General features: G+C 62.9%; 11 protein-coding genes. 8 read left to right on the top strand and 3 right to left on the bottom strand.

Translation table 11 applies throughout. The features are described 5' to 3' along the window. The first annotated feature begins 2 nt into the window (after positions 1–2). From icmH to LB525_RS13790, 7 genes are read left to right on the top strand one after another with little or no spacing between them, the layout of a single operon-like run. A complete protein-coding gene (gene icmH / locus LB525_RS13820) occupies positions 3–1,328 on the top strand; it encodes a type IVB secretion system protein IcmH/DotU (protein WP_224545029.1) in 1,326 nt (441 codons plus the stop codon). Position 1,329: 1 nt separating this feature from the next. Then, the gene (tssM, locus tag LB525_RS13815; RefSeq protein ID WP_224545028.1) at positions 1,330–4,869 is read left to right on the top strand and encodes a type VI secretion system membrane subunit TssM; all 3,540 of its coding nucleotides are present in this window, start codon (positions 1,330–1,332) and stop codon (positions 4,867–4,869) included. Further along, positions 4,851–5,393, top strand: coding sequence for a type VI secretion system-associated protein TagF (gene tagF / locus LB525_RS13810; protein WP_224545027.1), 543 nt, complete (start codon positions 4,851–4,853; stop codon positions 5,391–5,393). Before tssM ends, tagF begins: the two co-directional genes overlap by 19 nt. Next, the gene (locus LB525_RS13805; RefSeq protein ID WP_224545026.1) at positions 5,393–6,499 is read left to right on the top strand and encodes a DUF2169 domain-containing protein; all 1,107 of its coding nucleotides are present in this window, start codon (positions 5,393–5,395) and stop codon (positions 6,497–6,499) included. The genes tagF and LB525_RS13805 overlap by 1 nt, the downstream gene beginning before the upstream one ends. Further along, a complete protein-coding gene (locus tag LB525_RS13800) occupies positions 6,496–7,518 on the top strand; it encodes a 3-oxoacyl-ACP synthase (RefSeq protein ID WP_224523554.1) in 1,023 nt (340 codons plus the stop codon). Before LB525_RS13805 ends, LB525_RS13800 begins: the two co-directional genes overlap by 4 nt. Beyond that, the gene (locus LB525_RS13795; protein ID WP_224523552.1) at positions 7,518–8,510 is read left to right on the top strand and encodes a DUF4150 domain-containing protein; all 993 of its coding nucleotides are present in this window, start codon (positions 7,518–7,520) and stop codon (positions 8,508–8,510) included. The genes LB525_RS13800 and LB525_RS13795 overlap by 1 nt, the downstream gene beginning before the upstream one ends. Continuing rightward, the gene (locus LB525_RS13790) at positions 8,498–9,439 is read left to right on the top strand and encodes a hypothetical protein (protein WP_095765823.1); all 942 of its coding nucleotides are present in this window, start codon (positions 8,498–8,500) and stop codon (positions 9,437–9,439) included. The genes LB525_RS13795 and LB525_RS13790 overlap by 13 nt, the downstream gene beginning before the upstream one ends. Positions 9,440–9,452: 13 nt before the next feature. Here LB525_RS13790 and LB525_RS13785 read toward each other — a convergent pair whose 3' ends face one another. Genes LB525_RS13785 through tssI form a run of 3 tightly spaced genes read right to left on the bottom strand, consistent with a single transcriptional unit; the run spans position 9,453 to position 12,570 of the window. Then, positions 9,453–9,797 carry a hypothetical protein gene (locus LB525_RS13785; protein ID WP_095765824.1) on the bottom strand — a complete coding sequence of 115 codons (345 nt, stop codon included), beginning with the start codon at positions 9,795–9,797 and terminating at the stop codon, positions 9,453–9,455. Beyond that, positions 9,797–10,237 carry a D-lyxose/D-mannose family sugar isomerase gene (locus LB525_RS13780; RefSeq protein WP_095765825.1) on the bottom strand — a complete coding sequence of 147 codons (441 nt, stop codon included), beginning with the start codon at positions 10,235–10,237 and terminating at the stop codon, positions 9,797–9,799. The genes LB525_RS13785 and LB525_RS13780 overlap by 1 nt, the downstream gene beginning before the upstream one ends. 8 nt (positions 10,238–10,245) lie before the next feature. Further along, on the bottom strand, positions 10,246–12,570 hold the full coding sequence (gene tssI, locus LB525_RS13775; RefSeq protein WP_224545025.1) for a type VI secretion system tip protein TssI/VgrG: 2,325 nt from the start codon (positions 12,568–12,570) through the stop codon (positions 10,246–10,248). Between the two features lie 308 nt (positions 12,571–12,878). Between tssI and tagH the strand changes: the two genes are divergently transcribed. Next, positions 12,879–13,958 (top strand): type VI secretion system-associated FHA domain protein TagH, encoded by a 1,080-nt coding sequence (gene tagH, locus LB525_RS13770; RefSeq protein ID WP_224545024.1) that lies wholly within the window; start codon positions 12,879–12,881, stop codon positions 13,956–13,958. The last annotated feature ends 51 nt before the right edge of the window (positions 13,959–14,009 follow it).

The following is a 14,009-nucleotide window of genomic DNA, read 5'->3' as shown; positions in this document are numbered from 1 at the left end:
CCATGAGCCGGGATGATCCTTTCGGACTGTCGGAGGATCGCGAGCGGACCCGCATCCGCCTGACCGGTGCGGCGCCCCGACCGATGGCGCCGCTGGCGCCCGGCGCGCCGGTCAAACGGGCGCGTGCCCATCCCAACACGCTGATCAATATCTTCGCGCCGCTGCTCGAATTCGCGCCGGAGCTCGAAAGCGCGCTGGCGCCGGAGAACCCGGAAGTCATGCGCACGCGCCTGCTTGACGAGCTGGTGCGGGCGCGCGATGCCGCTGTTGCCGCGGGCTCGTCGCTGGAGCGCGCCGACCAGGCGGCTTGGGCGGTGGCGGCGCTGCTCGACGATCTGGCGCTCAACACGCCGTGGGGTGGCGCCAGCGCCTGGCCGCGCCAGCCGCTGGTGGTCATGCTGCGCGGCGATGTCGATGCCGGCACCCAGTTCTTCACGCGCCTCGACGAGCTGGAGCGGCATCCCAACCGCGACCGCGAAATGCTGGAGCTGCAATATTATTGCCTGGCGCTCGGCTTCCGCGGCAAATACCGCGTGCCCGGCCGCGCCGGCGACCGTTCGCTCAACGCCGTGCGCGTAGCGGCGGCGCGCTTCCTGCGCAATGCGGACGCCGAAGACGCGCCGCTGTCGCCGAACTGGAAGGGCGTGATCGCCTCCGACGAGCCGCCGCGCTTCATCGTGCCGATCTGGGTGATGGCGCTTGCCGCGATCGTCGTCGCCGCGGCAGCCTATATCGGCCTGTCGATGGGCCTGAGCAGCCAGGCGGTCGAACTTTCCGCGCTGGTGCGCACGCTGCCGCCGGCCTCGCGCGGCGACATCACCCGCGCCGCGCCCAAGCAGGATGCACCCGCGCCCGAGCCGCAGCCGGTCGATTTCGCGCTGCTGCCGGAATTCGAGGCCGAAGCGCCGGACAACCTCAAGGGGGCGCTCAGCGGCACCGAGAGCGTCTCGCTGGCCAAGCTGATCATCCAGTCCTCCAATCCCGAGCTGTTCCAGTCCTCCCGGCCGACGCTGACGGAAGGATACGAACCGCTGATCGCAGCGATCGCCAAGGTGATCCTGGACAATAAGGAGCTGATCGGAAAAATCACTGTCGTCGGCCATACCGACAATGTGCGCCTGCAAAAGTCCAACCCGCTGGCCAGCAACCAGCGTCTGTCGGAAGCGCGCGCCGAAACCATAGCCAAGCTTCTGGTGCAAGCCGGCGTGCCGCCGGAGAGTATTTCTTCCGAGGGCCGCGCCGAAACCGATCCGGTGGCCGACAACTCGACGCGCGAGGGCCGCGCGCTCAACCGGCGCGTCGAGGTTCTGGTCGAGAAGAGGCTCTGAGATGTTCATCCTGCGCTTCCTCTGGGCCGTCATCACCTCGCGTTTTCTCTGGACGCTGATCGGCATCGCGCTACTTTCGCTGCTGATCTGGGTGTTCGGCCCGATCGTGCAGGTCGGCCCTTATGCGCCGTTCGAATCCGACAATGTGCGCATCGCCATCATCGCCGGGCTGATCATCCTGTGGCTGATCTGGCTGATCATCGCGCAACGCCGCGCAATCCGCGCCAACCGCATGTTCGTCGCCGAGATCGCGGCGCCGGTCGCCGAAAAGCAGCTCACGCCCGGCGAGGAAAGCGTTGCGGCCGTCGGCGCCAAGTTCGCCGAGGTGATGGCCGAGCTGAAGCGCCGCAAGCTCGGCGGCAGAAAATTCCTGCGCGAGATGCCCTGGTATGTGATCGTCGGTCCGCCGGCCACCGGCAAGACCACGGCGCTGCGCCAGTCCGGCCTCAATTTCCCGATCGACCTCACGGACGATCTGCAGGGCGTCGGCGGCACTCGCAATTGCGACTGGTTCTTCTCCGAGAACGCGGTGTTGATCGACACAGCGGGCCGCTACGTCCAGCAGGAAAGCCAGCCGGATGTCGACGCGGCGGAGTGGCTGGGCTTCCTCGACCTTCTAAAGAAGCACCGAGGCCGGCGCGCGCTCAACGGGGTGATCATCGCGCTGTCGATTGACACGCTGTCGGAGGGCGACGACGCGATCAAGGCGCATGGCAGAAAGATCCGCCGCCGGCTGGCGGAGCTGAACGACCGGCTGGAGATCCGCCTGCCCGTCTACCTGATGCTGACCAAGGCCGATCTGATCAAAGGGTTCGAAGCGTTCTTCGGCGGCTTGTCGACCACGGCGCGCGAGCAGGTGTGGGGAACCACTTTCCCGCTCGATGCCCGTGTCAGTGCCGGCACGATCCAGACGGAACTCGCCAGGCTTGCCGCCGAGCTGGAGCGCCGGCTGGTGCCGCGGCTGGAGGACGAGGACAAGCTCGGCCAGCGCGCCGAGATCTTCCGCTTCCCGGCGCAGCTTGCCAGCCTGTCGGAGCCGATCCAGGTGCTGGTCGAGGCGATGTTCGGCGAGAGCCGCTACGAGGAAGCCGCCTGGCTGCGCGGCCTCTATCTGACCTCGGCGACGCAGGAAGGCGCGCCGATCGACCGGCTGACGGCGGCGCTGTCCTCATCCTTCGGGCTACCGCCGCGTCGCGCCATGCCGGCAGCGCGCGTCGAGAAACGCAGCTTCTTCCTCAGGAATCTGCTCACCGAAGTGATCTTCAAGGAAGCCGGCCTCGGCACATTCGATCCGCTGGCGCAGCGTCGCCGCGCCTGGATCTGGCGCGGAGCCGCCGCCGCCTGCGTGCTCGCCGCCCTGCTCGCCGGCGGGCTGTTCACCTGGTCCTATCTCGACAACCGCAATGCGATCGCCGAACAGGCCGGCCAATTCGAGGCGCTGCAGGCGCCGCTCACGGACGTCGCGGCGATGCCGGCCGCGGTCGAGCAGCCGACCATGGATGGCGCGCTGGCGGCGATGGACGCGGTGGCCACGGCCCGCACGGCACCGCCGGATGCCGTCCACAATCTGCTCGGCCCGACCGCCTCGGCCGAGCTGGTGCGCGCGCAGGCCGACACCTACGGCCATGCGCTGCGCAACGTGCTGGAGCCGCACATGGTGGCGCTGCTTGAGGCGACGATGTGGCGGCAGATCCGCGATCCGGACTTCATGCTCGGCGCGCTGAAGACCTACCGGATGATGACCGGCTTGTCGCAGATGGACACCGATTTCGTGCAGAACTGGTGGGTGAACAGCCTGCCGCAATTCGCGCCGGCCGCGCCCTTCCCGACAGCGGACGCCGAACAGCACCAGCTTGCCGCGATCCGCCGCATGGCCGTCGACGACAGCTACATCGCGCCGGACAAGGAACTGGTCGCCGAGGCGCTGAAGACGGTCTGCACGATCTCGCTGCCGGAGCGCGCCTACAAGCAGTTGCTTGCCGACCCGGAAGTGGCGGCGGTCAAGGAATGGGTGCCGGCCAATTTCGCCGGACCGAACGGCGCCAAAGTGTTCGCGCGCCGTTCCGACAAGACGCTGCGGGTGGGTGTGCCGGGCCCCTACACCTATGCCGGCTTCCACGACGCGATCCTCGACCGGGTCGAGGATGTCGCCGGACAGGCGGCGCTCGACCGCGCGGTGTTTGCCGGCGGCTGCTCGGAGAATTCGGAGACGTCGGTCTCGGCGCTGTCGGAAGACATTCTGAAGCTCTATTACGACGACTATATCGCGCAGTGGGATAGTTTCCTGCGCGACATGCGGCTGGCGCCGCTGACCGATCTCAACGTCGCCAGCGAGAACCTCAAGGATCTGTCCAGCGCCGACTCGGCGCTAAAGCGGCTGCTGACCGCGGTGGTGCAGGAGACCGACCTGACCCGTTCCGACGAGGCGCCGGCCGACGACAAGAGCGGCGCCGCCAAGACCGGCTCGAAGCTGCTCAGCAAGCTCGGCAAATTGGGCAAGGTGGTGAAGACGGGAGCGAAGCTCCTGCCCCGCGCGGGCTCGGCCGACCAGGTCGACATGACCGGCAGCCTGGTGGCCGAGCATTTCAAGCCGCTCAAGGGCACGATCGCCCAGGTCGACGGCCAGCCGCCGGCGCTCGACGCCGCCGTCGTGGCGCTGACGGCGCTGTCCAATGTGCTGCAGACGGTCACCGCCAATCCCGATCCGCAGGACGCCATCAAGAAACAGGGCGGGCTTGCCGAACTGACAGGCGCAGTCGCAAGGCAGGCGCAGATCCTGCCCTCGCCGATCAACGACTGGCTGGGCGGCATTGCCGGCGACACAAGCGGCCTGTCGCAGAAAGCCGTCACCAACGAGCTCAACGCCATCTGGCGCGCCGACATCCTGCCCTTTTGCCAGGCCGCGCTCAACAACCGCTATCCGTTCAGCCCCGACAGCGCGGTCGACGTCAATGTGCGCGACTTCCAGCGCCTGTTCGGCCCGACCGGGCTCATCGACGCCTTCACCAACGACCATCTGATCAACTATGTCGACACCGCCAGCGAGCCATGGAAATGGCGCGCCGATTTCGGCCTCGACCCGGCGGCGCTGGCGGCCTTCGAGCAGGCGCGCCACATTCGTGACGACCTGTTCCCCGGCGGCACCGGTCCCGTGATGAATTTCACGCTGGAACCCAAGGATCTGTCGCCCAACGTGGCGCGGGTGACGCTCAACCTCGACGGCCAGAACCTCGTCTACTACAACAACGCAACCAGGCCGCAGCCGATGACATGGCCGGGCAAGGACGGCACCGGCGTGATCTCGCTCGCCTTCCAGCCGGTCGACGGCTCGCCCGAGGTGATGCTCAACGAGACCGGCAGCTGGGCGTGGCTGAGGATGCTGCGCGGCGGCCGCTTCAACGCCACCAAGCTCACCGACGTCTACAGCCTGCGGCTCGGCACCAAGGGGATGTGGGCCGATTTCGAGCTCAAGGCGGCCAGCGTCGAGAACCCTTACACGCTCGAGATGTTCAAGAAATTCACATGCCCGCCGCAGATCTGATCCTGCCCGGCTTTTTCGGCAAGATGCCCGCCGCCGGCGATTTCGTGACGCGCCGGCTGCCAGGCGATTTCGTGCGCAGGTGGGACCGCTGGCTGGCGCAGCACATCGTGCCGCTGTTCGGGGTAGAGACCTGGCCGGCGGACACGGCGCTGCGGTTTCTGGCCGGCCCTGGTTCCTTCGGCGCCTCGGCAGGCATCGTGCTGCAAAGCGCCGACCGGGTCGGCCGGCGGTTCCCGCTGAGCGTGGTCGCCCGGCTTTCTGAGGCGCCGCTGAAGCTGGCCTATTCCGATGGCTGGTTCGACGGCGTCGAGAACGCAGCCTTCGCCGCGCAGCGCGGGGAGTTGGTGCCCGATGAGCTGGACGCCGCCCTGACAGCGCTGCCTGCGCCACCTGTCGATGGGGATGGAGATATCATCGTCGGCCTCGTGATGTGGACGGCGCACACGGATATTTTCGACGTCGATCCGCAGGCGCCGCAATCGACGCTGGAGCAGATCTTCGCCGCGAGCTGGGAGACCAGTTGATGCAGATCTGGAACCAGATGGGCTATCCGCACCAGTTCACCATGGGCATGGACAAGACCGGCCACGAGTGGCTCGTCGTGGTGGTGAAGGGCACCTTCGATTTTCCGACGAAGCCGGGCGGACTGGTGCAGAAATCGGCCGAGCAGGTGCCGCTGGTGATGGCCGACACGCACACCGGCGTGCCGGGCTATTCGGCGACGCTGTGGGAGACGGATTTCGCCTTTCGCAAGCCCCGCTGCGATGTCATCGCCAATGGCTGCGCCTATGCGCCGGGAGGGCGCCCGGCCGAGCGCGTGGGGGTCGGCATCAAAGTCGGCAACTGGTCGAAGCTGTTCGAAGTCGTCGGCCACCGCGAATGGCGTGCTATCGGGCCCGTGTTCACTGCAACGGCGCCGCAGCCCTTCCTGAAACTGCCGATCTCCTACAACGTCGCCTGGGGTGGCGTCGACCGGCTGGATCCGGAGGACAAGCTGCCAGCCAGCTACAAATACAACCCGGTCGGCACCGGCTGGTCGCGCACCAGGAACCAGCGTCTCATTCCTGGCCTGCGGCTGCCGAACACGCAGGCCGTTGGTGAAGAGATCCGTTCACCCTTCGGCGACTACAAGCCGATGAGCTTCGGGCCGATGGGCCGCGGCTGGCCTGGCCGCATTGAATATGGCGGCACCTACGACCAGAACTGGATCGACAATGTCTTCCCTTTTCTGCCCGAGGATTTCGATGAGCGCTATTTCCAGATGGCGCCACCCGACCAGCAGATCGATCACCCGCGTGGCGGCGAGGACGTGGTGTTAGTCAATCTGACGCCTGAGGGGCGCGTGAGCTTCCGGCTGCCCAACACGGCACTGCCGCTGACGCTGTTCAAAGGTCGCGGAAAAGTGTTCGAGGGTGAACTTCTCCCAGACACGATGCTATTCGATCCGGAGAAGCGGCGGTTCTCATTGGTCTGGCGGGTGCAGCAGCGCCTCCAGCGCACAATCCTCGATTTTTCGGAATGCTGGATCGGTCCGCCGACACGCGGGATGCTGCGCGCCCGCGCCACCGGCAAGCGCTATATCCGCGGTTTTCCAATCCCACTCCGTTTTGAGGAAGACGAAGCCGCATGAGCGCCGGCCTGAACATCGTCTCAATCGGCATGGTGACAGCGGTCGGTCTTGACGCTCCGTCGAGCTGCGCGGCGATGCGGGCGCGGGTGGATGGGTTTCAAGAGACGCGTTTTCTTGGTCCCAAGGGCGAATGGCTCGTCGGTGCCCCTGTGCAATTGCCGCGGAACTGGATCGGCGAGAAGCGTCTGGTGCACCTGGCCGCGGGCGCGATCAATGAGGCTTTCGAAGGATTCGAGAAAGTAAGAAGTCAAACCCCTTTACTGCTGTGCATCGCGGAGGAAGGCCGAGCCGGCGTACCGATCCTAGACGGCTCACGGCTGATGCGAACGATTAGTCAGGTTTTGGAGTCTGAGCTGCATGAAGCTTCACGCATTGTTGCGCATGGGCGACCCTCGGGGCATGTGGCATTAGATCATGCACGTAAGCTGATCGCATCGGGTACGGCCTCAAGCGTCATGATCGCCGGCGTCGACAGCTACCTCTCGACCTTGACGGTCAATCACTATCTGACCCATGACCGGCTACTGACGGCCACCAACGCCAACGGGTTTATTCCGGGAGAAGCAGCTGCTGCAGTGTTATGCACGAGCGCTGCCAACAACAATTTTTCGCTGTTCGGTCTGGGACTCGCTCGCGAGTTGGCGTCCATCTACAATCCGCGCGATTTGCCACTCCGGGGCGATGGCATGACCTCGGCCTACCGAGGCGCGCTGGACGAATGCGGCATCGAGATGAACCGGGTCGGCTACCGAATATCCGACCTGATCGGGGAGAAGCACTGGTTCAAGCAGACGGCGTTGGCCAGTTTGCGGCTTGAGCGCAATTCCACCGGTTTTCAGGATCTGTGGAGCCCGGCAGAGTCGCTTGGCAATGTCGGCGCGGCCGTCGTACCAATCATGATCGGCATGGCATTCACTGCAGCTCGGAAAGGCTACGCCGCCGGTAATCCGGTTTTGATCGAGGCCTCCGGCGACGACGGATCGTGCGGCGCGGCACTCGTCGCCGCGAGGGCCGCATAATGTCCAACGTCTTCGCCAACTATTTGGAGATTTCCGGGAAGGCGGTAAACGCCCAAACAATTGCGGCCTTTCCGGACGTGTGCTTCACCCCGCCGCAAACGCCGGCCACACCGCCCGGGGTGCCGATCCCCTACCCGTCGTTCGGCATGGCGTCCGACACCGAGAATGGCACCGGCACCGTCAAGATCGCCGGCGAGGAAGTCAACATCAAGAACAAGTCAGATGAGAAACGGACCTCCGGGACGGAAGCGGGTTGCGCCCCCAAAAAGGGCATTATCACCTCGCAGAACACCGGCAAGAAATATTTCAACATGTGGTCGCCGGATGTGAAATTCGAAGGCGAGCCGGTGATCCGTTTTTCGGATATTGCTACGCACAATCATGCCAGCCCCGGCCCGAACACGCCGCCATGGCCCGAGATCTGCAAATTCTCACCGAACATGTTGGATTGCGAAACGATTCTCGCAGATTTCGAGTTGCATCGTCATGGCGATGAGGATTGTCCACACGGCTACGAGTCTGAACATTTCGTCCAAAACGAGTATCTGCAGTGGGAACGTGGGGAACAGACGGCGACGCAATTTGAGAACTACAACGTCAATGACGCGCCCTGCATCTGTATGGAATCGTACGCCAAGGGACCAAACGGCGGATTCCGCCGGAAGGGAGGCGGCAGCAAGGCCGGCTCTCCACATAACCTAAAAACAAAACAATGCAACGACGCGATCAGAAAGCGTACCACCACTCCAACGCTCAGTGAAATGATCGATGAATGCACGAAGGCGGTGGTCGACAATGACCCAAGAGCCAAGAATGCCAAGCCAAAGCCAAAAGCTCAGAACGATATTCAGGAGTGCCTAAGAGCGGCATTTATGGAATATCTTGATCGCGCAGTAAAATCCAAGGACAAGAAAAATTCGGCGGCGAAGGCAGCTCAACAGCCAATTGCTTGGGAAGTAAATTCTGATCCGGAAAGATTGTGGGCGAGATGATGGCAAAAGATCGTGCGCATAGACGAGTGACCGACCTGCCACCGGATATGCAGTCAATAAATGCTCTAAATGCTTACGAGCAAGGGCGAGATTATCTCCGGGTCGCCTGCCAATTGTCAGACGTGCACGAGGAAGTCGGTGAACTCGCCATTCTCAAAATATCCATGGCGTCCCTTACCGTGGAGGTCGAGCGCGTATTCGATGAATTCTCCATGGCCTTCCATTCCCGGGAAAGAATGGTCGACATTCTGCTTGAGACCGGGGGCATCGTAAGGCTGCGCCGGGCGGCGGATTGGGAGACCTACATTCTAAAGTCAAAGTTCCTGCTGGATGCATATTCGCTGGGAGGCACGACGGACTTCGTTTTTGGTGATGAAGGGCAGATTTTTCGGTTTGATGGGGTATCCCAGTGGACACTGGATTCATTCAGCAGTCCGGACCGGCTTTTTGCCATGCATGGGATTTCGCCCGACAGGCTCTATGCGGCCGGCGGCAATGGGCTTCTCATCAAGGCGAATGGGAGAAATTGGGACGTCGTCGATGTCGGGGTCGGTACAGATTTCCGGTGCCTTCTCGTCGAAAACGAGCGTGTCCTCGTAGCGGGAGACAGAGGCGTTGCGGGCTCCCTGACCGGCAGCGAGTTCACTCTTTTCGATACCGAGATCGAGGGCGATATCTTGTCGATCTGCGCCTTCAAGGGAAGCATCTATTTCGCGGATTCCGACTTCGGGATTCACCGCCTTGTCGACAGCACTTCCGAGCAAGTGGCAAATCTTGGCTACACCTATCGTCTCAACAATGGTGAATGGCTAACCGCCGTTTGCGGCGAATACATATTCCAGTTTGACGGCGCTAGTTGGCGCGGCATCGAGATCTCCTACCGCAACGGTTACCGAGCCGACCCCTTCGACACGTCGTTCATCACGTAACGGCCCGATGAAATCACTTACTTGGCATGTTCTGCGCCAGATAGGTTCGCACTCTGTTAAGGTCCAGTTCCGCGATCCGAATGAGTTTTTCTGTCGATAGCATCCGGACGACGAACAGTTCCCCTGCCTCTGGAAATTCTCGGAGGCGTTCCTCGGCGATTCGCCTGCCGATTTCACCAGCAATGCGCAAGCCGTCGAGGTGTGCATCCAGACGCTCGACAAGACGACCCATTCGAACCTCGTCCATATCCGGGTTTTGGTCCGGATTGAGCAGATGCCAGTCATAGACAGCCCACAGAAAGGCGGCCATCTCTGCATGCTGGCGCACGATATTTTCAAGGACCGGCGGTTTTGCCATCAATTCAGATTCACCGACCCGCCCCGGATACGGTTGGTGGCACTCGCATGGCTGACCAGGTACGTACCCCGAATCGTTAGGTGGCCGTCCTTTTCCATGATAATGACCGACTTGCCGCATCTCAGTTCCAGCCGCTCGCCAGCACTAATCTTCACAGTCTCGCCGTCGCGAACGACATGATGATCGGTTTGATTACCTTCGGCTGTCTTCCTGGCAGGGTCGACAATTCGTCCCACGATAAGCGGTTTCAACGGATCGCCATTCTCGAACAGCAGAGCTATCTCCGACCCGATCATGCCGGATGACAATTCCGCCAGGCTGCGAGCAGGCAAAGCCGCTTCCTTAGGATTGCCAGGAAACACTACCAAGGGGCGAGCGTCGTCAAAGCCAAGGAACAGCCCGATCACCACTCCATCAATGCGGCTCATCACCTCTGACATTGCGTACCTCAGTTCTGATTGATCTTGGAGCCCTTCATGGTGATGTCGCTCGATGCCTTGACGTTGATCTTGCCCGATCCCTTGATCGTGATGTCTTTGCCTTCGATCGTGATCGTGCCATCCTTCTTCATGGCGATCGCCGCCGAGCCGGTCTTTATGATAATCGAATTGCCGGCCTCGATGATGAGTTCCTTTCCGACGTTGATCAATCCATCGTCGCCAACCTCTAGGGAACTGCTCTTGGCAACCTTTACGGAACTCGCACCGCCGACATCTGTCGCATCATCCTTGGCGACCTTGGTCGAGCGAGCGCCGCCGATATCGCCACTCTGGTCCTTCGCGATCTTCACTGTCTGGGCGCCACCGATCTGCACCCCCTGATCGGCCCCGATGTTCCAACTGTCACCTGCCCCGATACTGTGGCTCTGCCCAGTTCCCACCGTCACGCTCCTTGACGCCCCGATCGTATTGGTCTGAGACGCACCTACGGTCCTCGCCTCGGCGGCCCCCACCGTATCCACGCGCGCGACACCCACTGTGACCGTTTGGTTCAGCCCCACTGTCTGCGAATGGTTGGCGTCGATGTTCTCGGTCGAATTCGCGACGACATGGATGGTCTCGTTCGCCATCACCGTCAGCGAGCGGTTCTTGCCCACCGTCTCGGTGTCGTTGCTGCCGATGTTCGTTGTCTGGTCGACGCCGATCTTGACCGTCTTGTTGTTGCCGACGTCCTCGTCGAGGTTGTGGCCGACGGAATGTTTGGCGTCGTGGTCGATGCGGTCGGACTGGTCGTGCTGGACCGTCTTGTTGCGGTCGTGCTTGATCAGCAAATGGTGGTCTTTCTGCGCCTGGAAATTGACCAGCTCGGAGCCGGCCTTGTCCTCGAACATCAGCTCGTTGTAGCCGCCGCCGCCTTTCGAGGAATTCGACTTCCAGCCGGATTGCGTGGCGTTGCCGGGCAGCCCGTAGGGCGGCATCTGCGACGCGTTGTAGACGCGGCCGGTGATGATCGGCAGGTCCGGATCGCCTTCGATGAAATCGACGATGACCTCCTGGCCGATGCGTGGGATCTGGATGAAGCCCCAGTTGCTGCCGGCCCAGGTCTGCGAGACGCGCACGAAACAGGAAGAGTTCTGGTCCTTCTTGCCGAGCCGGTCCCAATGGAACTGCACTTTCACCCGCGCATATTTGTCGGTGAAGATCTCCTCGCCCGAAGGGCCGACGACGGTCGCCGTCTGCGGGCCGCGCATGATCGGCCGCGGCGTGATGCGCGCCGGGCGATAGGGCAATTTGGTGGGGGCAACGCCGAGCACCACCTTGAAATTCTCGCTGTGGGCCTCGTTCTGGGTGCGGTAACCCGGGTCGAACAGCCGGTATTCGGCGCTGACCACCAGATAGTCCTGGTTCTGGTCGTCGCGCGGAAAGCTTTCAAGCGTGAACTTGCAGCCGGAAAAAAGACCGCGCACGGTACCCACCGCCGTGCTGTGCTGATGCACGGCCTGAAGCTCCTCGCGGCGGATCCCGGCGATCTTGTCGCCGCGCCCGACATCGAGATGCGCGCCGGGCTGGCGATAGTTCTCACCCGAGGCCTCCTTGTGGGCGAAGGGCTGGGCGGACTTCGACATCAGGTCGGCGCCGGGCTTCTCGAAATCATAGTCGGTGTGGGCATAGGCGCCCGGCCGCACCGCGCTGCCCGGAATCCACTCGGTGATGTATTCGACATCGCGCCGTGAGGCCTGGCCCTCGAAGTTGTAAAGCACCTTCTCGTAACCGGGCGCCGGCTTCAGCTTGCTCATCGCATCGCAGAGGATGAGCGTGTGCTTGCCCTCGTCATGCTCGAAGAAATAGAAGATGCCTTCGTGCTCGAGCAGCCGCTGCACGAAATCGAGATCGCTCTCGTCGTACTGAACGCAATATTCGCGCTGGGGATAGGACCCCTGCAGCCGCTTCTCGAATTTGGCGATGCCGTATTTCGAGAATATCTTCTCGACGATCTCCACCGCCGTCATGTTCTGGAAGATGCGGCAGTCGGTGGTGTTGCCGAGAAACCAGGGCCATGGCCTGACGGTCGCCTCGTAGAAGGCCAGCCGGTCCTCGATGCGGGTCAGTTTGAAATCCGACACGAGGCCGCTGAACCAGCGCTTCGGATCGGATTCGCCCTCGACCGAAACGACGCCGCCCAACATCTTCAACGGGTCGATGTCGCGGTTCTTCGAGACGAAGCCGACCGTGTAGGCAAAACAGCGGCTGATCTCATCGCGGCCGATGAGATGGGTGAAGGTCAGGTCGGCGCCCGCCGGCGTCTGCACAACCGTGGCGCGTTCGTTCGGCATGGTCGTGCCCCTCCTGGACGCGGCCGCCAGTATGATGGATTGAAGCCCCCGCTATGTTAACCGCATCACGTTCGGGAACTTTTCACGCCCACCGCACCGGACCACTTTCAGCCTAGCACATGTTTGGCGGCGGCCAAATAACAGCCGTGGCTAAACCGCCCCGTGCGCCGGTGTGAAACGCAGCTCTCCCGCCGCGCTCGCAAGCTGCTAGAATGCCAGAGCATTTCCAGGAAAGCTGCGTTGGCGTTTCCGCCTGGAACTGCGCGGAAAATAAGCATTTTGTTGACCAAGTTGGGCGACGCTTCCGGATGTTCATCTCGCTCCAGATCAGCAATGTCGACAGGCTGCCGGCCGGCACTGCCGCCAGCTATGCCGCCCGCGACCGCAGTTTCGAGATCGGCCGCGAGAATTGCGACTGGACGTTGTCCGATCCGGACAAGTTCATTTCGGGCCGGCACTGCGAGGTCCGCTACCAGGCGGGTTCGTTCTGGCTCTACGATGTCTCGCGCAACGGCACTTTCGTCAACGGGTCCAGCCAGCGCATGAGCGGACCGCATCGGCTGGCCCAAGGCGACCGGCTGCTGATCGGCTGCTACGTCGTCGGCGTTTCAATCGAAGACGAACGGGCCGCGACCGGACATCCGCAGACCAGGACGGGATCGACGCAGCGCGAGCTGCCGCCCTCGCCCGGCGGCCCGTCGGTTCCCAGCCATGAGCCGTTCTTCAGTCCGGCGGAACAGCGCCCGACCGGGACGGCGCCAGTCTCCAGATCGTCGGCCCTGCAGCCCGGTCCGGCGGCCCCGGCCAATCGGCCGGCGGAAGCGGACGCGATGCTGGGGGAGATCGCTAGGGCGGCGGGCATCGCGCCTGAATTGCTGCAGTCGCGCGACCCGCACGATGTCGCGGCCGAGATCGGCTCCGTGCTGAGGACCACGGTCGAGCAGCTATCCCTGCTCCTCAAGGCGCGCGCGGCGGCAAAGGTGCTCGCCAAGAGCGCGCACCGCACGATGATCGGCGCCGAGGACAACAACCCGCTGAAATTCGTGCCGGGCACCGACGACATATTGGAGATCATGTTCGCCAGGCGCAGGGCCGGCTATCTCGATGCCAGGCGCAGCGTCGAGGATGCGTTCCGCGACCTGAAGACCCATGAGATCGCGACCTACGCCGCCATGCAGGCCGCGCTGTCCAAGCTGCTTGACGACCTGTCGCCGGAAGCGATCGCCAAAAAGATCCCGCCGGCGTCCTTCTCGTCCAGGAAGAGCCAGGCCTGGGATGCGCTTGTCGCGACCTGGCGGACGATGGAAGACAAGCACGAGAACGGCATGCTGGATGTCTTCCTCGCCTATTTCGCCGAAGCCTATGCCAAGGCCAACAAGCAGAAATAGCCGCACGGCACAGACCCCGCCAACCGTATGTGACAGGTCTCATAGAAGAAG

The organism is Mesorhizobium sp. CA16, assembly GCF_020165175.1.
GTDB lineage: Bacteria > Pseudomonadota > Alphaproteobacteria > Rhizobiales > Rhizobiaceae > Mesorhizobium.
Note: the sequence above shows the minus strand (reverse complement) of the source record. Positions and strands in the feature narration are given on the sequence as shown.

Coding starts and splice junctions, on each gene's coding strand:
- icmH (WP_224545029.1), top strand. CDS start 3: ATGAGCCGGGATGATCCTTTCGGACTGTCGGAGGATCGCGAGCGGACC.
- tssM (WP_224545028.1), top strand. CDS start 1,330: ATGTTCATCCTGCGCTTCCTCTGGGCCGTCATCACCTCGCGTTTTCTC.
- tagF (WP_224545027.1), top strand. CDS start 4,851: ATGCCCGCCGCAGATCTGATCCTGCCCGGCTTTTTCGGCAAGATGCCC.
- LB525_RS13805 (WP_224545026.1), top strand. CDS start 5,393: ATGCAGATCTGGAACCAGATGGGCTATCCGCACCAGTTCACCATGGGC.
- LB525_RS13800 (WP_224523554.1), top strand. CDS start 6,496: ATGAGCGCCGGCCTGAACATCGTCTCAATCGGCATGGTGACAGCGGTC.
- LB525_RS13795 (WP_224523552.1), top strand. CDS start 7,518: ATGTCCAACGTCTTCGCCAACTATTTGGAGATTTCCGGGAAGGCGGTA.
- LB525_RS13785 (WP_095765824.1), bottom strand. CDS start 9,797: ATGGCAAAACCGCCGGTCCTTGAAAATATCGTGCGCCAGCATGCAGAG.
- LB525_RS13780 (WP_095765825.1), bottom strand. CDS start 10,237: ATGTCAGAGGTGATGAGCCGCATTGATGGAGTGGTGATCGGGCTGTTC.
- tssI (WP_224545025.1), bottom strand. CDS start 12,570: ATGCCGAACGAACGCGCCACGGTTGTGCAGACGCCGGCGGGCGCCGAC.
- tagH (WP_224545024.1), top strand. CDS start 12,879: ATGTTCATCTCGCTCCAGATCAGCAATGTCGACAGGCTGCCGGCCGGC.